Source organism: Micromonospora sp. NPDC049175 (assembly GCF_043197345.1).
Taxonomy (GTDB): Bacteria; Actinomycetota; Actinomycetes; order Mycobacteriales; family Micromonosporaceae; genus Micromonospora.
This window is the reverse complement of sequence record NZ_JBICSY010000001.1, coordinates 18,799-45,329: the sequence shown is the minus strand read 5'-3', so window position 1 is coordinate 45,329 and position 26,531 is coordinate 18,799. Positions and strand designations below refer to the sequence as shown.

Annotated in this window: 18 protein-coding genes; 12 read left to right on the top strand and 6 right to left on the bottom strand. The window is 71.2% G+C overall.

Going from position 1 to position 26,531, the window contains the following annotated elements:
• Nucleotides 1-45 precede the first annotated feature (45 nt).
• On the top strand, nucleotides 46-1,092 hold the full coding sequence (locus tag ACGFH8_RS00180; protein WP_393360983.1) for a LacI family DNA-binding transcriptional regulator: 1,047 nt from the start codon (nucleotides 46-48) through the stop codon (nucleotides 1,090-1,092).
• Between the two features lie 534 nt (nucleotides 1,093-1,626).
• On the opposite strand, the gene ACGFH8_RS00175 is transcribed toward ACGFH8_RS00180, so the two are convergent.
• Nucleotides 1,627-3,003: a PHB depolymerase family esterase gene (locus ACGFH8_RS00175; RefSeq protein WP_393360980.1), complete on the bottom strand. Its 1,377-nt coding sequence runs from the start codon at nucleotides 3,001-3,003 to the stop codon at nucleotides 1,627-1,629.
• 377 nt (nucleotides 3,004-3,380) lie between these two features.
• Here ACGFH8_RS00175 and ACGFH8_RS00170 point away from each other — a divergent pair, with 377 nt between their 5' ends.
• Nucleotides 3,381-3,533, top strand: a complete 153-nt coding sequence (locus tag ACGFH8_RS00170) for a hypothetical protein (protein ID WP_393360977.1) — start codon at nucleotides 3,381-3,383, stop codon at nucleotides 3,531-3,533.
• 83 nt (nucleotides 3,534-3,616) lie between these two features.
• Here the strand turns inward: ACGFH8_RS00170 and ACGFH8_RS00165 are convergent, their stop codons facing one another.
• From ACGFH8_RS00165 to ACGFH8_RS00150, 4 genes are read right to left on the bottom strand one after another with little or no spacing between them, the layout of a single operon-like run.
• Complete coding sequence (locus ACGFH8_RS00165) at nucleotides 3,617-4,081, bottom strand: hypothetical protein (protein ID WP_393360974.1); 465 nt, start codon at nucleotides 4,079-4,081, stop codon at nucleotides 3,617-3,619.
• Nucleotides 4,082-4,084: 3 nt separating this feature from the next.
• On the bottom strand, nucleotides 4,085-5,176 hold the full coding sequence (locus tag ACGFH8_RS00160) for a hypothetical protein (RefSeq protein ID WP_393360972.1): 1,092 nt from the start codon (nucleotides 5,174-5,176) through the stop codon (nucleotides 4,085-4,087).
• Nucleotides 5,177-5,189: 13 nt separating this feature from the next.
• Complete coding sequence (locus tag ACGFH8_RS00155) at nucleotides 5,190-5,486, bottom strand: WXG100 family type VII secretion target (protein WP_393360969.1); 297 nt, start codon at nucleotides 5,484-5,486, stop codon at nucleotides 5,190-5,192.
• Nucleotides 5,483-5,791 carry a hypothetical protein gene (locus ACGFH8_RS00150; RefSeq protein WP_393360966.1) on the bottom strand — a complete coding sequence of 103 codons (309 nt, stop codon included), beginning with the start codon at nucleotides 5,789-5,791 and terminating at the stop codon, nucleotides 5,483-5,485. The genes ACGFH8_RS00155 and ACGFH8_RS00150 overlap by 4 nt, the downstream gene beginning before the upstream one ends.
• Nucleotides 5,792-5,960: 169 nt before the next feature.
• Here ACGFH8_RS00150 and ACGFH8_RS00145 point away from each other — a divergent pair, with 169 nt between their 5' ends.
• The 7 genes from ACGFH8_RS00145 to ACGFH8_RS00115 all read left to right on the top strand — a co-directional run bounded on the left by ACGFH8_RS00145 (nucleotide 5,961) and on the right by ACGFH8_RS00115 (nucleotide 18,439).
• Nucleotides 5,961-8,504, top strand: a complete 2,544-nt coding sequence (locus tag ACGFH8_RS00145; RefSeq protein WP_393360963.1) for a protein kinase — start codon at nucleotides 5,961-5,963, stop codon at nucleotides 8,502-8,504.
• Nucleotides 8,505-8,633: 129 nt separating this feature from the next.
• Nucleotides 8,634-11,132 (top strand): WD40 repeat domain-containing serine/threonine protein kinase, encoded by a 2,499-nt coding sequence (locus tag ACGFH8_RS00140; RefSeq protein WP_393360961.1) that lies wholly within the window; start codon nucleotides 8,634-8,636, stop codon nucleotides 11,130-11,132.
• A 10-nt stretch (nucleotides 11,133-11,142) separates the two neighbouring features.
• Nucleotides 11,143-15,399 carry an FtsK/SpoIIIE domain-containing protein gene (locus ACGFH8_RS00135; RefSeq protein ID WP_393360958.1) on the top strand — a complete coding sequence of 1,419 codons (4,257 nt, stop codon included), beginning with the start codon at nucleotides 11,143-11,145 and terminating at the stop codon, nucleotides 15,397-15,399.
• A gap of 99 nt (nucleotides 15,400-15,498) precedes the next feature.
• On the top strand, nucleotides 15,499-16,179 hold the full coding sequence (locus ACGFH8_RS00130; protein ID WP_393360955.1) for an NAD(P)-dependent oxidoreductase: 681 nt from the start codon (nucleotides 15,499-15,501) through the stop codon (nucleotides 16,177-16,179).
• 5 nt (nucleotides 16,180-16,184) lie between these two features.
• Nucleotides 16,185-17,066 (top strand): sigma-70 family RNA polymerase sigma factor, encoded by an 882-nt coding sequence (locus ACGFH8_RS00125; RefSeq protein WP_393360953.1) that lies wholly within the window; start codon nucleotides 16,185-16,187, stop codon nucleotides 17,064-17,066.
• 390 nt (nucleotides 17,067-17,456) lie between these two features.
• The gene (locus ACGFH8_RS00120; RefSeq protein WP_393360950.1) at nucleotides 17,457-18,257 is read left to right on the top strand and encodes a helix-turn-helix transcriptional regulator; all 801 of its coding nucleotides are present in this window, start codon (nucleotides 17,457-17,459) and stop codon (nucleotides 18,255-18,257) included.
• Nucleotides 18,248-18,439 carry a DUF397 domain-containing protein gene (locus ACGFH8_RS00115; RefSeq protein ID WP_393360947.1) on the top strand — a complete coding sequence of 64 codons (192 nt, stop codon included), beginning with the start codon at nucleotides 18,248-18,250 and terminating at the stop codon, nucleotides 18,437-18,439. The genes ACGFH8_RS00120 and ACGFH8_RS00115 overlap by 10 nt, the downstream gene beginning before the upstream one ends.
• Before the next feature lie 70 nt (nucleotides 18,440-18,509).
• On the opposite strand, the gene ACGFH8_RS00110 is transcribed toward ACGFH8_RS00115, so the two are convergent.
• A complete protein-coding gene (locus tag ACGFH8_RS00110) occupies nucleotides 18,510-21,311 on the bottom strand; it encodes a M14 family zinc carboxypeptidase (protein ID WP_393360944.1) in 2,802 nt (933 codons plus the stop codon).
• Nucleotides 21,312-21,483: 172 nt separating this feature from the next.
• On the opposite strand from ACGFH8_RS00110, the gene ACGFH8_RS00105 reads away from it, so the two are divergent.
• From ACGFH8_RS00105 to ACGFH8_RS00095, 3 genes are all read left to right on the top strand, one after another.
• Nucleotides 21,484-21,906, top strand: a complete 423-nt coding sequence (locus tag ACGFH8_RS00105; protein ID WP_393364388.1) for a hypothetical protein — start codon at nucleotides 21,484-21,486, stop codon at nucleotides 21,904-21,906.
• 205 nt (nucleotides 21,907-22,111) lie between these two features.
• Nucleotides 22,112-24,196 carry a hypothetical protein gene (locus ACGFH8_RS00100; protein WP_393360941.1) on the top strand — a complete coding sequence of 695 codons (2,085 nt, stop codon included), beginning with the start codon at nucleotides 22,112-22,114 and terminating at the stop codon, nucleotides 24,194-24,196.
• 10 nt (nucleotides 24,197-24,206) lie between these two features.
• The gene (locus ACGFH8_RS00095) at nucleotides 24,207-26,468 is read left to right on the top strand and encodes a hypothetical protein (protein ID WP_393360938.1); all 2,262 of its coding nucleotides are present in this window, start codon (nucleotides 24,207-24,209) and stop codon (nucleotides 26,466-26,468) included.
• Nucleotides 26,469-26,531: the final 63 nt, after the last annotated feature.

Genomic DNA, 26,531 nt, shown 5'->3' with positions numbered 1-26,531 from the left:
ACCGCGAGCAGACCTGAAGCCTGCCTGCCAGACGAAGGAGCGACCGTGGGCGCGGAGAACGGCCGGAACGTCACCATCGCGATGATCGCGCGGCTGGCCGGTGTCTCGGTGCCCACGGTCTCCCGGGTCATCAACGGGCGATCCGACGTCGCTCCGGACACCCGGGCGCGCGTCGAGGCGCTGCTCAACCGGCACGGCTACCGCCGCCGCTCGCCGGCCCGGCGTACCGACGCCGCTCTCATCGACCTGGTCTTCAACGACCTGGACAGCCCGTGGGCCGTGGAGATCATTCGCGGCGTGGAGGACGTCGGCCAGACCAGCGGCGTCGGCACCGTCGTGTCGGCCATCCACTGGCGCATCTCCTCGGCGAAGCAGTGGCTCGACAACATGCGTACGCGCTCCACCGAGGGCATCATCTTCGTGACCTCGATGGTGAACCCGCCGTTGCAGGCCGAGCTGCGTCGCCTGCACCTGCCCGTGGTCATCATCGACCCGGCCGGCGTCGACCCGCAGGAGTCACCCACCATCGGCGCCACCAACTGGGCCGGCAGCCTGAGTGCCAACCAGTACCTGATCAGCCTGGGCCACCGCCGCATCGGCTTCATCGCCGGGCCGCCGCACCTGATGTGCAGCCGGGCCCGGATGGACGGCTACCGGGCTGCCCTCGGCGCCGCCGACATCCCCCTCGACGACAGCCTGATCCGTCCCGGCAACTTCTACCACGAGGCCGGATTCAGCGCCGGTACCCAACTGCTGGCCCTGCCCGACCCGCCCACCGCCATCTTCGCCTCCAGCGACCAGATGGCGCTGGGCGTCTACGAGGCGGTCCGCAAACGCGGGCTGCGGGTGCCCGACGACATCAGCGTGGTTGGCTTCGACGACCTGCCGGAGGTCAGGTGGTGCTCACCGCCGCTGACCACCGTGCGTCAGCCCCTGGCCGAGATGGGCATGCTGGCCGCCCGGACCGTGTTGCGCCTCGCCGGCGGGGAGAAGACCGAGAGCCCTCGGGTCGAACTGGCCACCGAGCTGATCGTGCGCGACAGTGCCGCACCACCGCGACGGCCGGTGTCGAAGGGGCAGCCCGGGTCGTGAGGCCGGCAAGGCTTCCCTCACGTGGCCGTCACCTGCTGCGTCTCGACGACCGACCCCTCCATTAGCACTGACCATCATCTATGGACATACGCGTCCTGTGAGCGCTAACGTGACGGACAGTCGCCGATTCTCCACTGGCTCCGGGGCGATCGTGAGCGCTGTGACTCCTGGTCCGGAGACGCCGACGGCGGCGTGGGGCGGGTGGATTGCGGCCGACGCGTGTCGGCCTCGGCGTGCGCGGCGAAGCGTCGCCCCGGCCCTCCCCGGGAATCGTCGGTCCCGGCCACGTGGTCGGGGCGCGTCTGGTAGTCCCGCTGTTCAGAGTCCGGGCCCGAGCAGCGGGACTCCAACCGCGCCGTGCGCCGCACCCCCGCGCTGAGCACCACAGCCTCGCGCCCTCGACGCCGCCAACAGCGGCTTGCGCCACCAGTGCGGCGCTCCTCGGACAACCAATGGCCCGGCTCGGGATCCCTCCCGCGCCGGGCCACCGACCGATCAGGCGACAAACGGGGTACGCCCCCGTCGGTCACCGCGTCAACTTCTGCTCCACCGCTGGGAGTTCGTGCCGTTGCAGGTCGAGAGGACCAGCTGGGCGCCGTTGGCGGTGCCGCCGGCGTTCGGCGCGAGGCACAGGCCGGACTGGACGCCGGTGACCGTACCGTCGGAGTTGATGTTCCACTGCTGGTTGGTGCCGCCGTTGCAGTCCCAGATGATCGCCCGGGTGCCCGACGTGGTCCCCGCGCCCTCGGCATCCAGGCACTTCGTGCCGTACACCTGGAGTTGTCGCGCGGCGGTCGGCGTCCACTGCTGGTTGGTGCCGCCGTTGCAGTCCCACAGCGCCACCTGGGTGCCGTTCGTCTGCGACCTCGCCGGGACGTCCAGGCAGCGACCGGCGTTGACGTTACGCAGCGGTGCGGCCGTGCCGCCCGGTGGCGGTGTGGTCGGGTTCGGCGGCGGTGTGGTGGGGTTCGGCGGTGGTGTGGTGGGGCTCGTGCCGTCCAGACCGAGGAACCGGACGGCCTGCGCGGCGTCGAACGGGATGGAGTGGCCGTACCCCTGGAAGCTGATGGCTTCGACCGGCGCCGTGCCGCCGGTGCCCCCGTACCGGGTGCGGGTGGCGCTGGCCTGCGGGGAGTCGGTGTAGGCGGGGGTCTGCGAGACGCCCTGGACGTTCGTCCATTGCTTGATCTGCTCGCCGAAGTTGACGTAGCTCAGCGTGGTGTCCGTGGTGCCGTGCCAGATCTGCATCCGGGGACGTTTGCCGGTGTAGCCGGGGTAGGCGTTGCGCACCAGATCGCCCCACTGTTGCGGGGTCCGGACGATGCGCCCGCCGGAGCACTCGCTGTTCCACTCGGCGCCGTTCGTGGTGGCGAAGCAGCCGAACGGAACCCCGGAGGAGCTGAACCCGGCGTTGAACAGGTCCGGGTAGAGGCCGGCCATGACGTTCGTCATCATCGCGCCGGAGGAGAACCCGCCCACGGCGATCCGGTTGGCGTCGATGGGGTAGCGGCCCCGGACGTAGTCGACCATGGACTTGAGGCCGATGGGGTCGCTGCCGCCGTCGCGCCGCAGCGCCTGGGGGGAGGAGACGTCCCAACACTTGCTGCTGCGGGTCACCGACGGGTAGATCACGATGAAGCCGTAGCGGTCGGCGAGGGTGCTGAGCCCGAAACTGGAGTGCACCGCCGGGCCGCTGCCGGTGCAGTAGTGCAGGGCGAGCAGGAGAGCCGGCTGGGCCGCGACCCGGTCCGGCACGTAGAGGTGCATCTGGAGGTTCGTCGGGTTGGTGCCGAAGTTCGTCACCTGGGTGAGCGTCGCGGCCGACGCCGGGGTGGCGGCCGTGACCACGGCCGTCATCGTCGCCAGGGCCGTCGCGAGCGCGGCGGCCAGCAGTGCGATCCTTGATCTCATCGGCGCTTCCTCTGGTACGGGGTCGGGGACTCGGCGGCAGCCCGGGTGCGGACGCGCGTCGTCCGCCGCACGTGGTCGGCGGCCGCTGTCGAATCCTGATGCGACGCCCGCTTGCCCGGCCGGACGCCGTGACGCCGAGGCCGATCAGCGAGGGCTCTCCCGCGAGCCGCGAACGCCGTTCGCCTCGACATCGACTGTGAGCGATAACATGCCGTTCGTCAAGTTGTAACGTATGACGTCAGTCGATCGGTCGGAGGCCTGTTTTTCGGTGGGGCGGGAGTGCCACAATGGCGGTGGTGCTCTGGCGGCTACCGCTCGGGCCCGGGGGAGGGCCTTCCGCAGAAAGCGGACGGTGGGCACGAACCCGGAGGCCGTTCATGGATCTTGTGACGCACTCTGACGCCATCTCCGGCCTGGTCGATCTGCTGGGCGCCGCACTCCAGTTGACCGCCGCGGTCGTCACCCTGCTGGCCGCCGGCACGGTGCGTCGACGCCGTGGTGGCCGGGGCGACGACGAGGACGCATCGTGAGATCTCCGATCCGACCGCGACATCGGTGCGTCGACGACAGGCCGTGCGCCGGGCCATGTCCGTTCAACGACGCTTGCCGGTCGTCAGTCGTCGGCCCCGCCCGACGGCCGCACAACTGTCAGGTCGGGCTCGCCGGCGATCGGTTCGAGGGCGTGCACGATCCGTAGACTGCCGGCGGCCGCGGCGTCCTCGTCCGTGAGCACCAGACCACTGCTGCCATCGGTGCTGACCAGCCGCCACCTGTCGGGGTAGAGGCTTCCGTCGTCGACCACCGCCCGGACCCCGAATGCGCGGGCCAGGGTGACCGCCAGCTCCACCTCGTCCTGACCTGTGGCATCGGCGAGCTCGGTGTCGCCGACCAGGACCCAGCCGAACTCCTCGTCGTGGTCGGGCGGCGTGAACATGGCGACCGGCCGAGGATCGTCGGCCGGGCGGTCCGCGACCCGTCCGACGTAGATCCCCGCGGGCGCGATGCCATAACTGTCCTGGAGAAACTGCCGCAGTCGGGCAGCGGGTATCTCCTTCTCGAACTGGATCTGATAGACCACCACTCACTCCTGGTACTTGCTGTGATGGCGGAAGACCTCCAGCGCGCGGGCCCGGTGCGCCGGCGTGTTGTAGGGGTCCCTGGACAGCTCGGCGTCGGCCGCATCGAGGTCGCCGTCAAACCTGATGTAGGCCTTGAGCGACTCGTACTCCTGATGGTCCAACGCCTCCAGGCCAGGCCCGGACTCGGGGACCATTCTCCCATCCTTGGGGATGTAGGTACGTCCGTTCACCACGTAGCGCTGGCGGCCGGCATCCCAGGTTGCCCGACCGCTGTTGATGTCGTCGATGTCCTTGGTGACGTCCGCGGTGGGGAGGACGACGGTGTTGGCCGCCTTCGTGCGGCTGCCCGGCTGGACTCTCTCCAGATTGTGGCGCGGGTGTGGAGGTAACTGCGGTTTCTTGCCGGCAGGTCCGGCGATGCGTCCGCTGGTCGTGCTCGAGGACGCTCCGGTGTCCGGCGCTGACCTTCGTGCGGCGTTCAGTCGCGTCGAGGTCAGTGTGGCGGCCCGAATCGCCGTGGCGCATCGACCCGCGGCCTCCTGGTAGAGGCCCTTCGCCTGAAGAGCAGCGGCCCGCGCCTCCTGGCGTTCCGCCTCGCACAGCCGCGCCGATCGGCCGACGGAGCTGGCCATCGAGTAGACCGGTTCACGTTCTCCGGACGCGTCGGACTCGGTGAGGCCTCGCCAGATCCCCGACCCGCGGGGACTCCGACGGGTCAACGCGCAGAACTGATCGAGCAGGCTGCGGTACTGACTGTCGGCCGCCATCCCCCTCTGCAGCGCGCTGCGGGACTGCCGCTGGACCCGCTCCAACTCGTCCGCGAACGAGGAAAGGGCTCGGGTGCAGGCCAGGTGGGCGTCCGCCAGGGCCTTCGCCTCAGCGGGAAGCAGCGCGAGCTCCTGCTCGACGGTCGCGGCGAAGTCGCCCCGTAGGGCCAGCGCGCCGCTGGCCGCCGCGATGGCGCGTAGTCGCGTGCCGTGCTCGTCGGCCTCCCCGACCGCGCGTCGGGAATCGGCCGCCATCGCACGGATCGAGGCCGGCTCACCGGGGGTCGGATCGCCGTCGTAGATGTCGAGGACCTGCCACTGTTCCACGTCGGTCGGGCGATCAGCCGTTGATGCCCCCGGCCAGCCTGGCGTCCAGGTCCTGGTGCTCGCGGACGACGCCGACCAGGAACGTGGACATGCCCTCCAGCCCGCCGATCATGTTCTGCGCACCGGTGGTCCACTGCTGGTAGGAGTCCTGGAAACGACCCGAGGCCAGTTGGGTGCGGAACTCGCTGTTGACCAGTTGGTCGATCATCGACTTCAGGGCGGTCAACTTCTGGGTCATCTCCTCCTGCCCCGTGGTCAAGGTGCGGGCGGCCGACTGGAGGCCCTCGTAGCCGACGCTGACGTCACTCATCGCTCGTCCCCTTTTGCTTGTTGATTTGTCGATAGTTCGTTGGCCAGTGCGCTGTCCAGCTGGGCGTGGCCCGTGACCACGTCGTTGAGCCCGTCCGCGGCGGCTGCCACCGCGGCCGCCAGGCGTGTCTGGTGGTGGACCGTGGCCTTGGTGAACTCATAGAGGGCCTGGTCGACGTCGTGGGAGCCGGTCTTGGGCAGTTGGCCGGTCTGCCGCCGGGCCGACTCCAGCTCGGAGCGCACATCCGTCAGCTGCCGCACGGCCTGAAGGACCGCGTCCCTGTCGAAGCCGAACCCGGTCGCCATCGCCCCGTCCCCCCTGAAAGCCGCGCCGTTCTCGGTCGAACCCAACCCCGTAGCCCGCGCGCACCAGGCGCGAGACGTAGATCGACTCCTATGTGGACGGACACCGCCGCGCGATCGCCCGGAGTATGGTTCGCACCGACTGTAATGCCCGATGGCAAGGAGCGCGAAGGTGCCGAATCCCCAGTCGCCGCACCAGCTCATCGCGGGGCGTTACCGGTTGGAGAGCGTCCTCGGCCGGGGCGGCATGGGGGTGGTCTGGCGGGCGACCGACGAGCTGATGGGACGCACCGTCGCGGTCAAGGAGGTCCGCGTTCCCCTCGGGCTTCCGACCGAGGAGCGTCTGCGGTTCGCGGAGCGGGCGCTGCGCGAGGCCCGCAGCGCGGGGCGCATCAACCATCCGGCGGTCGTGGCGATCCACGACGTGGTCCCGGCCAGCGGCGACGACGAGGCCGTCTACATCGTGACGGAGTTGGTGGAGGCTCCGACGCTCGCCGATCTCCTCGACCGGGAGGGGGCGCTGTCACCGGAGCGGGTGGCGACGATCGCCGTACGCGTGCTGGGCGCACTGGCCGCCGCGCACTCGGTAGGTGTGGTGCACCGCGACGTCAAACCCGGCAACATCATGGTGCTCCCCGGCGACGAGGTGAAACTTCTCGACTTCGGCATCGCGCACGTGGCGGGGGACACCCGCCTGACCCGTCAGGGGATGATGGGGTCGACCGGTTACCTCGCGCCGGAGCTGTTCCACGGCACCGACCCCACGCCAGCGGCCGACCTGTGGTCGGTGGGTGTGACCCTCGCCCAGGCCGTGACCGGTGAGCTTCCGTTCGAGGGGGCGTCCACCGCGGCCACCCTGCACGCGGTCCTCTACGACGACCTGCCGGCCATCCGGTGCGGCGAGCCGCTGGCCACGGTGATCGCCGGCCTGCTCACCCGGGACGTGGCCCAACGGCTCACCGTCGAGCAGGCCCGTGACCTTCTCGACGCCCCGGTCAACGCGGGCGTGCCCGGCCGGCGCGACAGCCCCGCCGCCGCGGTCGGGGAGCACGACCACACCGGCCCCGCTCGCCCCGCCCCCGAGGGCGAATCCTGGGAACGGCATGCCACCACCGTGCAGCCGGCGGGGCCCACGCCTCCTCGGCAACGCCCGGTCGCGCCAGACACGCCATCGACCGAGCAGCCGGCGGTCAACGTCCTCGCCGAGGTGCCGCGGACAACCGTCATCGTCAACATCGCCGCCCGGTTCGTCGTCGTGGGCCTCGTCCTGTGGGTGGCCGGCCTGCTCGCCAGCCTGCTGCTGATGACCGGCCGACCCGACTGGACGCTGTTCCCCGCGATCCTCCTGCCGCTGCTGGCCGGGGCCGGGCTGATGGTGAGCATCGTCAGCCCGCCGCACGGCTGGGTCCAGCTGACCAACCGTTCGATGCGGATGCACTTCCGGCGGCGGGAGCCGACGCATCTGCTCTGGGAGCACGTCGCCGCCGTCACGGTCGGGCCCGGTGCCGGCAGATCGGCCACGCGCTCCCGGCTCGGCATCGAGCTGACCTCGGACGCTCCGGCGGGCACGATCAACCGCTGGAAAGCACGCGGAGTACTGCGCGACCACAACGACAGCGGCCCGGTCTGGATCGTCGGCGACCTCGATGCCGAGCCTTCGGTAGTGGTGGACGACCTGAAAGCCAGCGCTCCCGGCCAGGTCCGCATCGCCGGTCCGACCGACGAGACGCCGGGCGGGTCCACCCGAGCCTTCCTGCCGCTCGGCCGTCGGTGGCCGATCCCGGTGCTGTCCTCCCTGCTGCTGGTCGTGCTCGTCGTGGCCGGCCACGTCTTCGTACGGCAGAGTCGGTCGGCGATGGTGGAGCTCGACGGCGATCGGGTCAGCACGCTGGCGTTCAGCCCGGACGGCGCCACACTCGTCAGCGCCGAGGACGAGACGTCGAGCATCACCTTCTGGAATGTCGCCGACCGTACGGCGACGGCCACCGTTCCCGCGCACACCAGGGGCATCGAGGTGCTCAGGTTCAGCCCGGACGGAAAGACTCTCGCCAGCGGCGGGCACGACGGCGTGGTCAAACTCTGGGACGTCGCCAGCCGGCAGCACAGGGCCGACCTCACGTTCGGCGACTACGGCAGCGTCGACCACGTGGTGTTCTCGCCACAGGGTGACAGCATCGCCGTCCTCGGCGGATTGCGGGTGATGATGTGGCGGCTGTCGTCCACGGACGCGCGCGTCGATCTCCCCATCGCTCCGGAGCCCGAGCCGATCGACTTCGACGAGCTCCGCTTCGACCAGGACGGGAAACTGCTCGTCGCCTTCAACTACCGGGGCGGTCTGCACGCCTGGGAGACCGCGAGTGGTCGCCAGACCTCCCAGGTGGACGCGCCCCTCACGCCGTGGGCGCAGACCACGTCCGACTCGAAGGTGGTGCTCCGCACGCCCGGCTCCAACCGGGTCGTGACCACACTGGTCGGTGACTCGAGTGGCACTTTCGGTTCCACCGCCTTCGGCCCGGGAGACCTGTTCGTGGCTGCGTCGGCGGGCGACATCCGGATCTGGCACACCACGACCGGCCGCACCGCGCATTTGTACAAGCCACGGGTAGTCCCCAGCCAGAGGGTGCCGGAGTCGGTGGTGGCAATCAGCTCCGCCGGCACCGTCGCCCTCGGCGGCTACTCCGGGCTGTGGCTGTGGGCGTACGACTCGGACCGCTGAGCCTGACGTCAACGCCTGTCGCACCGGCTGTGACGCGTTGACTGACGTCACTGTGGACGGACGTTGCCGCGCAACCGATCGGAGTATGGTTCGCACCGACTTCCGTGGACGATGGCAAGGAGCACGAGGGTGCCAGATCCGCAGCCGGCGCAGCGTCTCGTCGCCGGGCGCTACCGGCTGGAGAGCGTCCTCGGTCGGGGCGGCATGGGGGTGGTCTGGCGGGGGAGCGACGAGCTGATCGGGCGCACGGTCGCCGTCAAGGAGATCCGCGCCCCGCTCGGCCTGCCCGGCGAGGAGCGCGGGCTGTTCGGCGAGCGGGCGTTACGTGAGGCGCGCACCGCCGGACGGATCAACCATCCGGCCGTCGTCGCGGTCTACGATCTCGTGCCGGCGACGGCCGACGACGAGGCCGCCTACATCGTGACGGAGCTGGTGGACGCCCCGACGCTCGCCGATCTCCTCGACCGGGAGGGGGCGCTGTCACCGGAGCGGGTGACGGCCATCGCGGTACGCGTGCTCGACGCCTTGCAGGCGGCGCATTCGGTAGGTGTGGTGCATCGGGACGTCAAGCCCGGCAACATCATGGTGCTGCCGGGTGACGAGGTGAAGTTGCTCGACTTCGGCATCGCACGGGCTGTGGGGGACGCTCGCCTGACCCGTCAGGGGATGATGGGGTCGACCGGCTACCTCGCGCCCGAGCTGTTCCACGGCACCGACCCCACGCCGGCAGCCGACCTGTGGTCGGTGGGTGTGACCCTCGCCCAGGCCGTCACCGGTGAGCTTCCGTTCGAGGGGCCCTCCACCGCGGCCACCCTGCACGCCGTCCTCTACGACGACCTGCCGGCCATCCGCTGCGACGAACCACTGTCCACGGTGATCGCCGGCCTGCTCACGCGGGACGTGGCCCAACGGCTCACCGTCGAGCAGGCCCGTGCGCTCCTCGGCGTCCCGGTCAGCGCGGTCGCCACCGGCCGGCGGGACAGCCCCGCCGCCGAACGGCCCGGTCCTGCCGGCGGCGACCCCGAGGCAGAGGGTGAGGCCTGGGAGCGGCAGGCCACGACCGCGCAGCCGGGCGGCCCCGCACCACCTCGCCGGCGACCGGCGGCGACCCGGTCGACCGGCTCGTCGACGACCGGCTTCGTGGTCGCGGTGCCGGAGCGCGTACGCAGGATCAACATCGCCGCCCGCCTGGCCTTTCTCGCCGCCCTGCTCTGGGTCACCCTCCTGGTCGCCAACCTGGTGTTTGTCGTCGGCCTGCCGGAATGGACGGTCTTCCCCGCCGTACTCCTGCCACCGCTGGCGGGGGTCCTGATGCTGCGGAGCATCGTCGATCCTCCGCACGGCAAGCTGAGTGTGGGCAGCCGTTCGGTGCGCTTCGAACATGGTGGCGGATCACCGCAGGAGGTGCTGTGGAAGGACGTGCCCAGCATCGCGGTGTGGTCAGGAGCTGAGAAGCCCAGGATCGGCATCGAGCTGACAGGTGGCGTGCCGGCCTCCACCACCGACGTCTGGAGGCGCACCGGCGTTCTCCACGAAGAGGCCGGCAAGAAGCCGGTCTGGGTCGTCGGCGACGTCGTCGGTGTCAACCCGGCGCGGGTGGTCGACACACTGCGGGCCGCCGCGCCGAGCGACGTCCGGATCGCCGAACGGTCGCGCGAGCTGCCGGGTTGGTCACCGCGTGCCCTCCGGCCACTCGGCTCTCGGCGGCCGTGGGCGGTGCTGTGCTTCGTGGTGGTGGCCGGCCTGATCGGGGGCGGTCACCTCTACCTCCACCAGCGGCAGGCGGCGCTGGTGGCCCTGGGCGACGACCCCGTCAGCGCGGTGGCGTTCAGCCCGGACGGCAAGACCCTCGCCAGTGCGAACACCGCCACGTTCGGCATCACGCTGTGGAACGTCGCCGACCGTAGGGCCACGGTCGTCGTTCCGGGGCACACCAACAGGATCAACGTGCTGGCCTTCAGCCCGGACGGCAAGACCCTCGCCAGCGGTGGGGAGGACGGCGTCGTCAAGCTCTGGAACGTCGCCAACCTGCAGAACACGACCACGCTGACCGTCGGGCGCGGCGTCTCCACCCTGCTGTTCACCCCGCAGGGCACCAGCATGGCGGCCCTCGGCCACGGCGAGGTCAAGGTGTGGCCCCTGTTGTCTCCGGACAGCCGCATCGACGTGGCCACCCGACAGGCGGACGTCGAGACCATCCGCTTGAGCCAGGACGGCCGGGTGCTCATGACGCTCGACCAGCGGGGTTCCCTGCGCGCCTTCGAGACCACCAGCGGCCAGGACGCGGCCCGCATCGACGGACCGGTGACGCCGTGGGCGGAGGTCACGGGCGACGGTGAGGTGCTGATCCGCAGCACGGGCCCCAACCGGATCCTCGCCACCCTGGTCAGCGAGGCCGGCACTCCCGGTGCCACGGCATTCGGCCCGGACGACCTCTTCGTCACCGTCCGCCGGGACGAGGTCCGGATCTGGCGTACGACCACCGGCCGGACGGTGCACACCTACCGGCCCGGACCTTTCACCGGCACCGACCTGGCGTCCGACGTGGTGGCGCTCAGCCCCGCCGGAGCTGCCGCCCTGGGCGGGGACGCGGGGCTGCAACTGTGGACGTACGGCTCGGACAGGTGAGGGCACAGTCATGATCCTGCGGTTGACCGTGTGGGATCCCGGCACCGGGACCGCGCACGACGTCGAGGTGATCGCCGCGCCCACCAGCAGCGTGCGGTCTGTGCTCGCCGCGCTGCCCGCCTCCGTGGCCGGTCGTCGCTGCTTCGTCGGGGCCGTCGCGTTGGACCCGGCCGCGAGCCTGGGCGACAGTCCGCTGCTCAGCGGCTCGGTGATCAGCGTGGGCGGCCCCGGGCCGGTCGGTCGCCTGGCCACGGCTGGCGCGACGGGTGTGCTGGAGGTGCTGGACGGCCCGGACGCTGGCCTGGCCGTCGCGCTGCGCCCCGGGGCCCACCCGATAGCTCGTCGTTCCGCGGCGGCGCTGCCACTGCGGGACACCGACGTCTCCCGGAACACGCACGCGCTGCTGGACGTGGCACCGGACGGCACGGCCACGGTCACCGACGGCGGATCGAGCAACGGCACGTACGTCGACGGTGTGCGGATCGCCGAGCGGACCGCCGTCTCGCCGACCACAGTGCTCCAGATCGGCGGCAACGAGCTGCGGTGGACCCCGGTGCCGGCCGGGGCGCGGCGACTCGTCCGAGCCCCGGACGGTCGACTCGACTTCGACCGCGCCTTCGGCCGCGCCCCGGTGGTCCCCACCGCCGACGTGACCCTGCCGATCCAACCGAGCATGACCAGGGGTCCCGTGGTGGCCGCCTACCTGTTGGGCGCCGCGGGTTCCGTGGGGGCCGCTCTGCTCACCCAGTCACCCATCCTGTTGCTCGGCGCGGCGGTCTCCATCGGGGGGTTGCTGCTGCACCAGTCCGCACAGAAGAAGCAGGACGCCGAGCGCGAGGCCGAGTTTACCGCGGCGCGCAAGGTCGTCGAGGCGACGATCGCCACCCAGGTCACCGCCGAGCAGCAGGCACGCCGGGCGCTCGCCCCGAGCCGCGCCGAGATCGTCGACATCGCCAGGGGGGCCCGCTCCGATCTGTGGACGCGCCGGGCGGACTCCCCGCACGCACTGGCGCTGCGGGTCGGGGTCGCCGACGAGCTGGCGTCGGTGACCGTACGCGGTGAGCCCTGGCCGGATTTCCAGCCCCCGAAGCTGTCGGCCGTCCCGGTCACCGTGGACCTGCGTGCCGTCGGAGTGCTCGGTGTGACAGGTGACGACGAGCCGGTGCACGCCGTCCTGCGGTGGTTGCTGGTCCAGTTGGCCACCCTGCGCGGCCCTGACGACCTGCGGATCGTGCTGCTCAGCGCCGACGCGGCGGGCCGACTGGCCTGGGCGCGTTGGCTGCCGCACGTCGACGCGGGCGAGACGACGTCGTTTCCCTGCCGGGTCGGCAACACCACCGCCACCCGGGCCGACCGGGTACGGGAGCTGCGTACCCTCATCGCGTCGCGGCGTGCCGAACGCGGCCCGCAGCAGTTCGACGACGTGGTCGTCGTCCTCGACGGCGCGTTGGCGCTACGGGACCTGTCCGGCATGGACGAGGTGTTGCGGGAGGGGCCGGCGGTCGGGGTCTATCTCATCTGCGCCGACCGGCACAGCATGAACGAGTGCCGGGGTCTGATCGAGACCGCGGGTGACTCGGCGCAGCTCACCAGCAGTCCGCACGGCCCGGCGACGACGGTCTGGGTCGACCGCCTCGACGCGACGACCGCCGAGCGGCTGGCGCGGGCGTTGGCGCCGATGCGCGACCGGGCGACACTCGGCGCGGCCCAGAACGCCATCCCCGGCGCGGTGCGTCTGCTCGACCTCCTGGACCTCGGCGCGCCCACCGGCAACGACGTGCGCGCGCTCTGGGAGCGGGGGCGGGGCCCACGGACCCGCGTCGTGCTCGGCGCGGACGCCACCGGCCCGGTGTACGTCGATCTCGCCGGCCAGGGACCGCACACCATGTTGGGCGGTGCGACGGGCGCAGGCAAGAGCATCCTGCTGCAGACCCTCGTCACGTCGTTGCTGCTGGCGAACCGGCCGGACGAACTCAACCTGGTGCTTGTCGACTTCAAGGGCGGCAGCGCGTTTCTGCCCTTCGAACGGTGTCCGCACGTCGTCTCCCTCATCCGGTCCACCGGCGAGACTCCCGCCGACGTGTTCGACGACGCGGCGGCGGCCCGGGTGCTCGCCTCGATCCGGGCCGAGGTGAGCCGCCGGGAGTCCCTGCTGGCCCGGTACGACGGGGAGATCGACAGGTACTGGCAGAAGCGCCTGGCGGGGGCGGACCTGCCGCCGCTGCCCCGGCTGGTGATGATCTTCGACGAGTTCGGGCGGGTGCTCGACGCCGTACCCGACTTCGTCAAGGAGCTGGTGAACGTCGCCGCGAAGGGGCGGTCGCTGGGCATGCACCTCGTGCTGGCCACCCAGTCGTTGCAGGGCAAACTGTCGCCCGAGTTGAAGAACAACGTGTCGCTGCGGATCAGCCTTCGCCAGAACGAGCCGGCGGACAGCACGGAGGTGCTCGGAGTCCCCGACGCCGCCACCATCCCGGGCGCGTTGCGGGGGCGCGGCATGATCCTGTGCACCACCGCCGAGACCCGGATCCCACAGCCGTTCCAGTCGGGCTACCTCGGCGACCCCCCGCCCAGCGGTGGTGCAGCCCCGGCCGCCGTGCGCGTCCTGGCCCCGACCGACCTCGGCGCCCCTCGGCCCGTCGCGGCGCAGACGGCCGGCGCGGGGCCCACCGACCAGGAACGCGTCATCGCCGCGATCGAGGACGCCGCCGGTCGGTCCGGGCTGTCGGCGCCCTTCCGACCGATTCTGCCCCCGCTGCCGGCCACCCTGACGGTGGACGAGCTGCCGTCGCGGTGGACGGCCGCCGCGCCGGCGACCGCCGTGCCCTTCGGCCTGGCCGACGACCCGGCACGGCAGGCGCAGCCGGCGGACTACCTCGACCTGGCCGGAGTCGACCGCCTGCTCGTCGCCGGTGGCCCGCAGTCCGGGCGTACGACGTTCGCCCGCACCCTGATCACCGGACTGGCCGCCCGCTTCCGACCCGACCAGGCCCACCTGTACGTGGTGGAACGGCACCCGGCGGGCCTGGCCGAGTACGCGGCGCTGCCGCACTGCGGCGGGGTCCTCTCGGCGGCCGAGCCGGACCGGATCCGTCGCCTGGTCACCTGGCTGGATCAGGAGGTGCAACGCCGCGCCGCGACGGTGCCTCCGTCGGACGGCCCCCGCCCGCACATCGTCGTCGTCGTCGACGGGTGGGAGCACTTCGAGGACCACAGCGACCCCGCCTTCGTCGAGACGTCACTGCTCGTCACCCTGCGGGGCGTCATCACCGCGGGCGCTCCGCTCGGCGTGCACGTGGTGCCGCTCGGCGGCCAGGACATGCTCAACCACCGGCTGCCGACGCTCTACAACCGACGGCTGCTCCTACCGTTTCCCAAGGAGGAGACGCGCCGGATGCAGTTGCAGACCGGCATGGCCAGCCCACAGATCCTGCCCGGACGGGCCATCGACGCCGGCAGCGGCCGGCACGTGCAGGTGTGCCTACCGACGGGAGCCGACGCCGTCGCGCCGCACGACACACCCGCGCACCCGCTGCCCCGGCGGTTCCCCGCCCTGCCCGCGCGCATCGACCTGGCCGCGCTCTCCTCGAGTGCCGACACCGGGGCGCCGTCCACCTGGATACCGCTGGGCATCGGCGGGCCGGACCACACCACGGTGGGCATCGACCTGTTCCACGCCGACTCGCACCTGTTGCTGATCTCCGGCGCCGGCGGGACGGGCCGCACCACCGCGGCGGCCACCGTGGCGCACGCGCTGCGGCGGCGGGGGATCGGCGTACTCGCTGTCGCCCCGCCCCAGTCCCCGTTGCCGAAGCTGCTCCCCGACGACGCCGGGCTTCGGGTGCTCACCGGTGTCACGTTCCGGGACAGCGACCTGCGCGAGGCCGCCGCCGCGTTCGGGGACGAGCCGTACGCGGTGGTCATCGACGACGTCGACCGTATCACCGTGCTGCCCAGCGAACAGGGCTTCGCGAGCAGCCCCACGCTGCTCGACGACATCAGCAGCCCCGCCGCGCGCGGGCAGCGGGCCCTGGTCGTCACCGCGGACGCCGCCCCCCTGCTGACCGGTTTTCCCAGCCCGCTCACCCGTCTGGTCAACGCGATCGTGATGGCGGGGACACGTCTCGTGCTGGCCCCGGGCAACCGGTCGGCGGCGGTGGCCCACAACATCACTCTGGAACCCGACCAGTACCTCACCGGCCCGCCCGGTCGGGGCTACCTCGCCGCCGGCCGTACGCCGGTGTCGATGCAGGTGGCCGCGCCCTAGTCACCCGTACGTCCATCGCCGTGACCTGCGGTTTGTCACAGACGAACCACGTGGATCGACGTTCCCTTCGACAGACCATCTCGAAGGGGAGCACACCAGATGCGTATCGTCGTCCTAGGCGCGAACGGGGGCACGGGCCGTCGCCTCGTACAGCAGGCGTTGGCCGCCGGCCATGAGGTACGGGCGGTCACCCGGCAGCCGCAGTCGTTCCCGGTCAGCGGTCCCGGCCTGGAGGTGGTGGCGGCCGATCTCACAGTGGACGCCCCGTTGGGCGGCGCCGAGGTGGTGCTGTCGACGCTCGGAGTGCCGTTCACCCGGCAACCGGTTCTGCTCTACAGCCGCAGTACCGCGACGATCCTGGCGGCGATGCGCCGCGAGAGTGTGCGGCGGCTCGTGGTGGTCAGTTCCAGCGCCACCGAGCCACATCACCACGCCGAGGGTGGTTTCCTCCTCAACCGCGTCATCCAGCCGTTGGTCACCGCCACCATCGGCAGTACCACCTACGACGACATGCGCGCCATGGAGGCGTTGGTGCGCGACAGCGACCTCGACTGGACGATCGTGCGCCCGTCGGGGCTGTTCGACGGCGACACCATCACCCGCTACCGGCTCTCCGAGAATCGCTCCGACGGCATCTTCACCAGCCGCGCGGACCTGGCGGCCTGCCTGTTGGCCCAGGCTGGCGACACGGCGTGGGTCAAGCGGACCGTGGCTGTCACCACCGCGGACGGCGCCCCGACACTCTGGGCGATGCTGCGGCGGGAAGCGTTCGGGAGATAGACGAGATGGACGACCAACAGTGGTTCGTGGAGCAGTTCGCACAGCACCGCCCGCGTCTGCGGTCGGTCGCCTACCGGCTGCTGGGATCGGCGACCGAGGTCGACGACGCGCTGCAGGAGGCGTGGCTGCGCACCACGCGCACCGACCCGGCCACGATCACCAATCCCGCGGCCTGGCTGACAACGCTCGTCGGCCGGGTGTGCATCGACATGCTTCGGGCCCGGCAGGCGCGCCGCGAGTTCTTCGGCGCCACCTGGGAGCCGCTGGTCAGCGAGTACGGTGATCCGGAGGCAGCCAGCCTGCACACGGACGCGGTCGGCATCGCGTTGCTTGTGGTGCTGGACAGCCTCGAACCCGCCGAGCGGCTCGCGGTCGTGTTGCACGACATGTTCGGTATGCCGTTCGAGCAGGTGGCCGCAGTCGTGGGGCGTACACCAGCGGCCACGAGGCAACTGGCCAGCCGCGCCCGCCGACGACTGCGCGACCACGCCTCGCAGCCCAGGGCAGGTCTGCCCGCCCAGCGACATGTCGTCGACGCGTTTCTGGCCGCCGCCCGCGCCGGTGACTTCGACGCACTGCTGGCCCTGCTGGACCCCGACGTGGTGCTCCGTGCCGACCACGGACGCCGAGCGCGGCTCGCACCCGCCCTGCTCACCGGCGCCCACGCCGTGGCCGCCCGCGCCGCCGACGCGGGACCACGATTCGCGCGCCTCTGCGCTCCCGCGCTGGTCAACGGGCTCGCCGGCGTCGTCGCCCGCGACCGGCGCGGCAGGCTCGTCGCCGTTGTCGGCGTCACCATTCACGGCGATCGCATCACTGCCATCGACCTGATCCTCGACCCGGACAAGCTCTCCTCGGAACCTGCGCACCCGTCACCGCAGGCGTGACTGGTCGGCGACATCAGCTACGTAGCTTCCCGGGACAGCAGGTCGGGGAACGTCGCGTGGCCGACGCGCCGCACGCCCTCGTGGCGATCATCGTGAATGAGATCCGCCGGGCCGAGGGGCCGCCGCACGACGCAGGTCGCCGCCGCATCACCAGATCTTGGACACAGCCCGCCGCGCGAACGGAAAGTGTCCAAGATCTGCGCCGATGATCGCTGACGGCCCGGTGCGGACGCCTCTGCCGGGACTTGGGTCCGCGCTGGCCGCGTCGGTGGTGACACTCTGCTGTGGAGACCCTTACGCTCGGGAGGCGTTTCGCTCGATCGGGTCGAGCTGGCGAACGCACGCCGTCAGTGGCATGAGTAGTCGATCTTCCGGTTTGGGGAGCTTTGCATGGCCGACTTACCGCACCCGCTCGCCGCTTTCATCGTGAACGAGATCCGCCGGTCCCGAGGGGCCGCCGGGATGACGCAGGAGGCTTTCGGCCGGGGCGCCGGTTTCAGCGCCTCCCATGTCAGTGCCGTGGAGAGTGAGACGCGAGCGTTGACGATGGACTTCATCAAGGGCGCGGACCGGGCGGTCAAGAACGGCGGTCTGTTCCAGCGCATGGTGGCGGAGCTGGGCGCACCATCCTGGTTCCTGCCGTGGCTTGACGCCGAGCGCACCGCGACGCAGCTCAGGTCTTTCCAACCGACTCTGGTTCCGGGCCTGCTCCAGACCGAGAGCTACGGCCGGGCCGTTATCCGCTGCAACGAGACGCTGAGCGATGACGAGGTCGAGAAGCGGCTGGCGCACCGGATCGACCGGCAGGCGATCCTCACTAAGGCAAACGCCCCGCACCTGGTCGCGGTCATCGCCGAGGCGGTGCTTCGCCGCGCCGGTGCGGAGTTCCGCGACATAATGGCGGGGCAGATCAAGCAGTTGACCGCCCTCGCGGAGCGGCCGAACATCAGCGTTCACCTGCTGCCGGACGAGGTCAGCATGCACGTTGGCCTGACCGGGCCGTTCAGCCTGGCCCGGCTGCCGGAGCACAAATGGGTGGGGGAGATGGAGAACCAGCTCGGCGGGGTCGTCATCGACCGCGACGACGAGGTGGATACTCTCATGTCGAGGTGGGAAATGGTTCGCAGTGAAGCTCTTCCCCGCCGTCAGTCGATCGAGCTGATGAAGGACGTGGTGACGTCATGGACCTGACCGGCGCTACGTGGCGCACGTCCACCCGCAGCGGCTCTGGTGGCGGCAACTGCGTCGAGGTTGCGGACAACCTGCCCGGCATCGTCGGTGTGCGGGACTCCAAGGACCCGACCGGGCCGGCGCTTGTCTTCGGGCCGGCGGCCTGGCGCGCGTTCGTCACCGAGGTCACCCGGCGGTCGTAACCGTCCCCCAGCACACGCCGAAGCGCCCGCCCCCAACCACGGGGACGGGCGCTTTCGCGGTGCGGGATCGTCAGCCGACCACCGACCGCACCGGCACCTTTGCGTCGCGCAGCGCGCGTACCAGGTCCCTCGCGAACGGGTGTTCGTCGACCTGGAGGCCCTGCGGGTTGGGGATCACGACGTACGCCGAGCTGTCCTTCGCGGACGTCCGTGCGTCGGTGGTGAAGCGTTCGACGATGGCCCGGGTGCGCGGCAGGTCACTGGCCGCGACCTCGACGGTGATCGGCCGCCACCCGCCGCCGAGGTCCGGCGTGACCGGCGCGGCGGCGGCGCTGGCGCGCGCCGGGTCGACCCCGGCGGAGCGCCGGGCGTCCGGTGCGCCCGCCGGGTAGAGCAGCGCGTTGGCCACCAGGTGCAGGCCGTTCTCGTTGTACGCCCGGAAGAGCGGATTGAACGCGAACAGCACCGCCCGACCGGCGCCGGTCGGCTCGTCGACGACTGCCGCCGTGCCCTTCAGGGTGTCCGCGCCGACGGTGTAGCCGTTGGCCCAGAACGTGTCACCCGTCGGGTAGCTGAGCACGTTCGTGCCGGTGGTGCTCGGGTTGAGGATCGGGTCGCTGTTGTTGAACTCGAAGTCCTCCGCCGGGCGACCCAGGGCGACCGGGCTGGTGGTGTCCACGTCGACCCGCAGGTGCGAGCCGATCACCACATAGTCGGCCGGCCTGGTCTTCTCGGTGGTGGAGGTGAGCCCGGCCGCGCGGGCCAGCCGGGTGCCCTCGTTGCGCAGCCCGACGTAGGTGTGGCCCTGGGCGATCCAGGCACGCAGGTTGGCCTGGCCGGCGGCGGTCAGACCGCCTGTCGCGCTGCTGCCGTCCGGCACCACCAGCACGGTACGACCGGTGAACGCCTCGGTGTTGTCGTTGATGTCGGCAGTGGTGACCGGGGTGAGGTCGAGCCCCCACCGCTTGCCGAGCACGTAACGGGCCTCGCCGTGCGAGCCGGAGGTGGTGGAGATGCCGGTGCCCTGGAACAGCCCCACGTCGGGCAGGGTCACGGGCGTACCGGTGGCTGGACCGCCCGGTGCCAGGTTCACCCCGAGCGAGGTGGCGAGCTGGTCGATCTCCCGGGTCAGCGTCTTCGCCGGCAGGGCCACCAGGCTGCTGTCCGCGCTGCGCGTGAGCGGCACGCCGCGACCGAGCAGGCCGAACGTCAGCTCCGCGGCGGCTGCCGAGTCGAGCCGGTACGTGTACGAGCCCCACGGCCACGCCGGGGCGGTCCGGCCGCCGGCTATCGCGCGGACGAGCTGGGCCTTCGGTCGGACGTTGTCGCCGGTGTAGATGGTGGAGACACCCATCAGCAGCGGGTTGCTCCAGGACGACACGTCGTAGAAGTAGGGGAACGGCGTGTACGGATCCTCGCCCATGATGGCCTGGATCCAGTGCTTCTGCGGCTGGTCCATCGGGATCCAGTACGCGCCCCTGGGCACCGTCACGTTCGTGGCGCTCCGGCCGCCGAAGACGCGTGCGGTCGGCACCCGGGTCGGTGTCTGCACCTCGTACACCTCGACGTCCATCCGGCGCAGCCGCTCGACGAGCTGGCGGACGTCGGCGAGCTGCCGATCCGGCAGCAGGAAGTACGAGCGGATCTTGAGGTCGGGCACCGGGAACTGGACCTCGTTCGTGGGCTGCACGACCTCGTTCGGTTCGAGGGTGCCCGCCCGGCCCTGGGCGAGGGCGTCGGTCCAGATGTCGAAGTAGCCGTCGAGCACCTCGCGCTTGTTGGCGGCGGCCCAACCCAGCGTCGACCACTGGGTGTGGAACTGCTGCTGGACCCGGTCGGCGACCGCCGACGCGCTGCCCTTCTCGTAGGTCATGCCGGCCGCGCCAAAGCCGGTGGTCGGCACGGTGTCGCCGTAACCCATGAAGAACAGGTCGTACGTGTCGTAGTTGAAGTAGCACTCGGTGAAGGCGGTGTCGTCGCAGGCGCCGTTGTAGCCGAAGCCGGCCTTGTTGGCCTCGCCGATCCGGTTGATCCAGTCCACCGCCTCGCCGGCGATCTCGTGGTGGATCGGGTCGGCGTTGGGCGGGAAGAAGTACTGCTTGCCGCCCATCTCGTGGGCGTCGACGAAGACCTGCGGCGGGTAGCGGCGCAGCAGTTCGAGTTTGCCGTCGGTCTCCTGCTGGGTGCGGGCGAACCAGTCCCGGTTCAGGTCGAAGCCGAACTCGTTCTGCCGGCGGGTCGCGTCGCGACCGTCCGGGTTCTGGGTCGGGACGATGACGGTGACCAGGTTGTCGTTGCGCCGGGCGACCTCGCAGGACAGGCCCGCCGCCAACTCGTACAGCGTCTTGAGGGCCGCGTCGGTGCCACTCTTCTCGCCGCCGTGCACGTTCGCGGTGACCCAGACGATGGCCGGGCTGTCCTTCGCCGTCCGGGCGGCGGTCCGCGCGCTGGTCCGACGGGGATCACGCAGGTCCCGTACGTCGTCGGCGATCTTGCGCAGGGCGGACGGCCGGACGTGCCGTTCGTTGGACACCACCGCGTACGGCAGGGGTTGCCCGGCCACGCTCGTGGCCAGCACTCCGGTGACGACCCGGTCCGAGGCGCTGTCGACAGCCGTCAGGTAGGTGCGGACCTCCTCGTTGGTGACGACCCGTTCCTGGCCCACGCCGAGCGGGAAGCCGAACACGGCCTCCGGTGCGGGCACCGTGGCCAACCGTGCGGTCGGGTCGTCGCGGCACGGTGCGGGCCGCGCGGCGCTCGCGGCCGGCGTGCCGCCGAGCAGGGGAGTCAGGCCGAGCAGGAGCGCGATCGTGGCGATGCCCGCCAGCCGTCTCGGGGGGACCGTCCAGAACGAGCGCATCGATGGGGCCATGTATCGGGTTCCCTTCTCGGGGAAAGCCTCGCAGTGGCCGGAGCCTATGAACCGTTCGACACGTGGTCAAGGTCCGATCGACGGTGTTGACTACACGGCGTGCCGGTTCCGACGCGGAGTGGCAGGATGGTGGCAGCTCGTCGTCGTCTGGGGAGGAGGACACGTGCCAGAGATGATCACGCTTTCGGTCCATCCTGATCGGCCGTCCGCCGATGCGCGGCGCTCGCTGGCGTCCTGGCTGCGCGCCGAGGATCGGCTGCGCGACGGGGTGACCTCGACGCCGACCAGTCAGACGCCGACCGGTCAGACGCCGGCCGGTGAGCCGTCCGCTGGTGAGTCGCCGGCAGACGGCACGGACTCGCTGCGGGTGGCGGTCGACGACGCGGGCGCCGCCATGGTGCTGGTGCAGGCGGTCGCCGGCTGGCTCGTCCACCGCCGCGACGACGTGACGGTGCGGCTCGCCCGGCCCGACGGTTGGACGGCCGAGGTGGACGTACACCGTGCTCGTGACATGGACCAGGTGACCGCGCTCATCGAGGCCGCCGTGCGCGCGCTGGCCGATCGCCAACCGTCTGCCAAGACGAACGACAGCTGAGCCGCCCGACCCGGTCGACCGCGCCGCCCGCACCCCAGGGTCGTTCACGGGCCGACGGTCCGCCGGACGAACCTGACCGATATCGATCCCTGCGCGGACACCCGGCAACCCACTCCGAAGTGGAGTGATGTCGGGTTCTCGACCCAGCGCTACCGCCCGAATCCCCTTGCCCGGACAGTGCACTGCGCCGGAGGAGGTGGGGAAGGTGGGGCAGCCGACGGGCGAGACCGTCATGATCCAGGACTGGTTCAGTGTGCCGCGGGTGTCCGCCGAGAACCGGGCGGCGGTCTACGGCGTACGTACCCAGGATCCGCGGGTGGAGTTCGTCGCGCTGACCGTGCGGTACTGGATGGACGCGCACGCCACCCGCTCGATGACCCGCGACCGGGTGTTGCAGGCGATGACCGGCCGGATCTCCGCCGACAACGTCTGGGACCTGGTCGCGATGCTGGCGAGGCTCAGGCTGGCCGAGGAGTTCTTCGACCTGGCGGCCTCCGACGTCGACACCGACGGCGCGTTCCGCCGGTTCCTGCTCGGCCTCGACCCCGCGCTGCTCGACGCGATGCGCCACTACGCGGCCTGGAGCGGCGTCAATCCCAAGCTGTTCCTCGACGGCTTCCTGGTGGGCGTCGGGGAGTCGTTCGCGACGGTGGTGGTCGACCTCGGCAAACTCGTGCAGTTGGTCGGTCGCCTCCAGCAGGAGCAGATGACCACCCTGATCGTGCTCACCGTGGACCCCCGCGCCGGTCTGCACCGTCTTGCCGAGCAGGCCACCGTCGTCCGCGAGGCGCTGGCCGGCGTCGTGGCCGCGCTGGACCCGAGCACCGTGCCCGAGCGGCTGCTGACGCTCTGGCGCGGCTGGGCGGCGGAATTCGGACGACACCTGGAGGATCTCGACCCGTTCGCTGCCGGCCGGCTGCTCGGCCGGATCGCCGGCGACCTGTTCCAGGTGCTCACCGGCCTGGTCCACCTGGTCCGGCTACTCGGTGGCGTGGCGGTGCGCGCCGCGATCCGGTACGTGCCGCTGCTGATCGTGGGTGCCCGGGAGGCCGCCGCCGAGGTCCGTCTCCTGACCACCCAGATCGCCGCGCTGCTCGTCGCGATCGGCCGGGCGGCACTGCTGGCCACGCCGCAGGTAGGGCTGGCCGTGCTGCGTACCCTGTTTCCGCCGAAGGTGCTCGACGCGTTGTTCCGGCAGGGCCGGACGCTGCTTGTCGACGCCGAGCTGACCCTGACCGTGTTCAACCAGGCCGCGCACGCCGAGGCGTTCGCCGGGGCGGGTGCGGGCGCCCGGCTCAGCGCGCTGATCAGCGCCGACGGCAAGCCGGTCCTGATGGCGTGCATGTCGGAGACGGTGTCGTCGGCCGGTCGCTCGGCCAGCCGAGCGGAGCTGGACCAGGCGCTCGACGAGATCATCAAGCGAGTCGAGGACCTGCGCGAGCTCAAACCGCCCAAGACCCCCCGCGACATCGGGGCCGCCGCGGTGCGGGCCGCCATCGCCCGCCAGCTCGAGCAGCGCCTGACCACCGTGTTCAACCGGGCGTTGCAGACCGCCGCGTACGAGGAGTTCCGCGCGCTGCGCAAGGCCGGGCAGGCGCAACCCTGGCGGCTCGGCCAACAGGTGCACCGGCGGATGGCGGCCGAGACCGCCCAGTTGGTCGCTCGCTCACCGGGGTTGCAGCCGTTCGCGGAGAAGTCGCTCGCCACCGTCGTCGAGGCGGTCCGCGCGGCCAACCCGGAGCTGGCCGCGGCCCTGCGCGGCTCCGACGCGGTGCTCCGGCAGACGGTCGCCCAGCTCCTGCTCAGCCACCCGGACCGGGACCTGCTGCTGCGCCTCGTCGGGTTCACCCGGAGCCCGTCCGCGGCCGGCGCGGAGAAGGCGTTGGCCACCCACCTCGCCGAGCGGTTCGGGTGGAAGGCGTCCACGACCGTCGGTGAGCTTCGCAGCGACCTGCTGTTGGTCGACTCCGAGGCGGCCCGGGTCACAAACGTGGACTGGACCGCGTCGACGAAGCTGGAGCGCTTCGAGAAGACGTGGGGCACTGTCGCCGACGACCTCGGCGAGGCGTTCGACGGTCGCTGGGAGGCGATCGCGGACGCCTACCAGCGGGCCAGGAAGGGCGGGGTGCCGGCGGAGGTCGTCGCCGGCCTGGAGGAGCTGACGGCGCACGCCGTGCGGGAGACAGTCGTCCGTCAGGCCGCCCTCAGCCAGTTGTTTCCCGGGTTCTTCGTCACCTCGCACGAGATGACCTACCAGGGCCTGCAAACCCTGTTCAAACTGCCACTCTAGAGGAGCACCGATGGGTGAAGTCGTCGTCGCCGACGCGGATCTGGCGACGCTGGGGTTCAGCACCGCGCACTCCGACCGCTACGTCTACTCCAACTACTTCGTGCCGGTCCAACTCACCTTCGACGACGGCGAGACGCCCCTGCTGCCGTTCTACGTCAAGCAGGCGCTGATCGAGGCGATGCGGTACGGCGGGCTCTCCTCCGACCGGCTGCCGCACCTGCTCAAGGAACTCGGCCTGTCGGGGCTGTGGAAGGCCAACGACATGGACGCCGCCGAGGCGGCGCTGCCGGGGCAGGACTCGGGCATGACCAACCGTGAGCCAGCGGCCCGGCGCCAGAGCCTCCTCGGTGACCAGGAGGCGGAGTTCGTCGCCGGTCTGCTCCAGTCCGACGTGGGCATCGCGTTCCTCGACCGGACCCGGATCCGGCCGGTGGGCTTCGCGCTCGGCGAGCACGTCTACGCGCTGGCGCTTGCGCCCGGCGAGGAGGCGGTGCTGGAACAGCGCACCTACACCAAGCGCGAGCTGACGCTGGAGGAGCAGGACGAGACGGAGAAGCAGACCGACGTCGAGCTGACCAGCGCGCTCACCACGGAACTGCAGGAGGGCTTCGAGCGGCAGAAGTCACTCACCGACACCTGGGGGCTCAACGCCAGCCACACCGGCCAGTACACCAGCCCGACCGGCGTCTGGGGCACCTTCAACGCCAGCCACACGATCGGCTACACGCGCAGCGTGACGGCGGCCAGCCAGGAGACCAGTCGCCGTGCGGTCAAGGACAGTCAGACCGCCACGTCCAAGGTCGCCGCCCGCTACCGCACCCAGCACCGGACCGACTTCAAGCTGGTCAGCGAGACCGGCATGGAGTCGACCTCGAAGCGGACCGTCCGCAATCCCAACCGGGCAACGCCGATCACGCTGCACTACTTCAAGGTGCTGCAACGGCTGGAGCTGGCCCACGAGCGGTACGGCGCCCGGGTGTGCTGGGCGCCGACGGTGAAGGACCCGGCGCTGGCGTTCGCCAAGAAGATCACCGACGGGCGCCAGCGGATCAGAGACAACGCTCTCGCCGCGCTGCCCACCATGCCGGTCAAGCCGGTGCCCCCGGCGCCCGGCGTGCCGGCCGCCGTGGAGACCCGCACCATCCACTCCCCGGTGGTCACACTCGACAAGTGGGGATTCACCGGCGACATGAGCGCCGACTACGACATCGACGTCGTCTTCGACAGCGGTTGGGAGTGGGACGGCGACATCGAGACCATTCGGCAGAACCTCACCCTGATCACTCGCCGGCCGCCGTCCGGCATCGCGGCTCGGGTGGTCGGCGTTCCGGTGGTCACCGACGCCGACGGTCAGCCGGCGCTGCGGGTACGCATCCACGTCGGCGCGGCGAGCTGGCTCGCCGGGCCCGGCGCCGACGTGCAGCTCGCCGCCACGTTCCGGCGTACCCCGACGCCTGTCGCCGAGAACGCCGACGACGCCGCCTACAACGCGCTGGTCGCGGGCTATCTGACCGACCTGCAGGACTGGCAGGACAGGCGCGACGCGGCGCTGGCGGCAGCCGCGGAGGCCGCGGACGAGTTCGAGGCGCGCCTGCGCAGCGGCTTCTCGCCGGTCAACGAGATGGTCTCGCAGATCGTCGAGGCGCACTTCCCGGCCAGTGTGCGGGACGAGGCGTGGGAGATCGAGTTCTGGCACCGCGTCTTCGACTGGGAGCGCGCCTCGTTCGTGTCGTACCCCGGTTGGTGGTCGGCCGGCGAGGCCCGCGCCCCCGAGCGCGACCCGAGTGACTTCCTCAATGCCAGCTGGGCAAAGCTCTACCTCCCGGTGCGGGCCGGTATGGAGCTGGCGGCGCTGCGGTGGATCTTCGGCAAGGTCGTGGCGACCCGGCTCGCGCCGGCGGTGGAGCAGCAACTGGCCGCGTTCGTCGACGAACTGGGCGCGTTTCGCACCAGCCACCTCGGCACCGGTGACGAGATGCCGGACCTGACCAGCGAGTGCCAGGAGGTGCCGGAGCGGGTCTACTGCCTGGCCAGGTGGGCCGAGCTGATGCCCACCGACGGCACTCACCTGGAGGTCGTGCAGGGTGCGACGACCGCGGCCGACGCGGTGACCAGCAAGGAGATCGCGGACGCGGAGGCTCTGCGGGCGGCGCTGCTCGACGGCGAGCTGCAGACCAACCGGCTCAGAACCAAGGCGTACGACCAGATGACCGAGCCCGCCGATGTCGACGTCCACCTCGGCACGTCGGGTAACAGCATCCCGACGGCGTGACGCAGCGGCAGTTGCCGGCACGGTCCCGCCGGCCCGCCGCCAGCCGAGGAGTCGGCCGGCGGC

What these genes read in the sequence shown, in the direction of transcription:
- ACGFH8_RS00175 (WP_393360980.1), bottom strand. Translation starts at nt 3,003, where the DNA reads ATGAGATCAAGGATCGCACTGCTGGCCGCCGCGCTCGCGACGGCCCTG.
- ACGFH8_RS00170 (WP_393360977.1), top strand. Translation starts at nt 3,381, where the DNA reads ATGGATCTTGTGACGCACTCTGACGCCATCTCCGGCCTGGTCGATCTG.
- ACGFH8_RS00155 (WP_393360969.1), bottom strand. Translation starts at nt 5,486, where the DNA reads ATGAGTGACGTCAGCGTCGGCTACGAGGGCCTCCAGTCGGCCGCCCGC.
- ACGFH8_RS00150 (WP_393360966.1), bottom strand. Translation starts at nt 5,791, where the DNA reads ATGGCGACCGGGTTCGGCTTCGACAGGGACGCGGTCCTTCAGGCCGTG.
- ACGFH8_RS00135 (WP_393360958.1), top strand. Translation starts at nt 11,143, where the DNA reads ATGATCCTGCGGTTGACCGTGTGGGATCCCGGCACCGGGACCGCGCAC.
- ACGFH8_RS00130 (WP_393360955.1), top strand. Translation starts at nt 15,499, where the DNA reads ATGCGTATCGTCGTCCTAGGCGCGAACGGGGGCACGGGCCGTCGCCTC.
- ACGFH8_RS00125 (WP_393360953.1), top strand. Translation starts at nt 16,185, where the DNA reads ATGGACGACCAACAGTGGTTCGTGGAGCAGTTCGCACAGCACCGCCCG.
- ACGFH8_RS00120 (WP_393360950.1), top strand. Translation starts at nt 17,457, where the DNA reads ATGGCCGACTTACCGCACCCGCTCGCCGCTTTCATCGTGAACGAGATC.
- ACGFH8_RS00115 (WP_393360947.1), top strand. Translation starts at nt 18,248, where the DNA reads ATGGACCTGACCGGCGCTACGTGGCGCACGTCCACCCGCAGCGGCTCT.
- ACGFH8_RS00110 (WP_393360944.1), bottom strand. Translation starts at nt 21,311, where the DNA reads ATGGCCCCATCGATGCGCTCGTTCTGGACGGTCCCCCCGAGACGGCTG.
- ACGFH8_RS00105 (WP_393364388.1), top strand. Translation starts at nt 21,484, where the DNA reads ATGATCACGCTTTCGGTCCATCCTGATCGGCCGTCCGCCGATGCGCGG.
- ACGFH8_RS00095 (WP_393360938.1), top strand. Translation starts at nt 24,207, where the DNA reads ATGGGTGAAGTCGTCGTCGCCGACGCGGATCTGGCGACGCTGGGGTTC.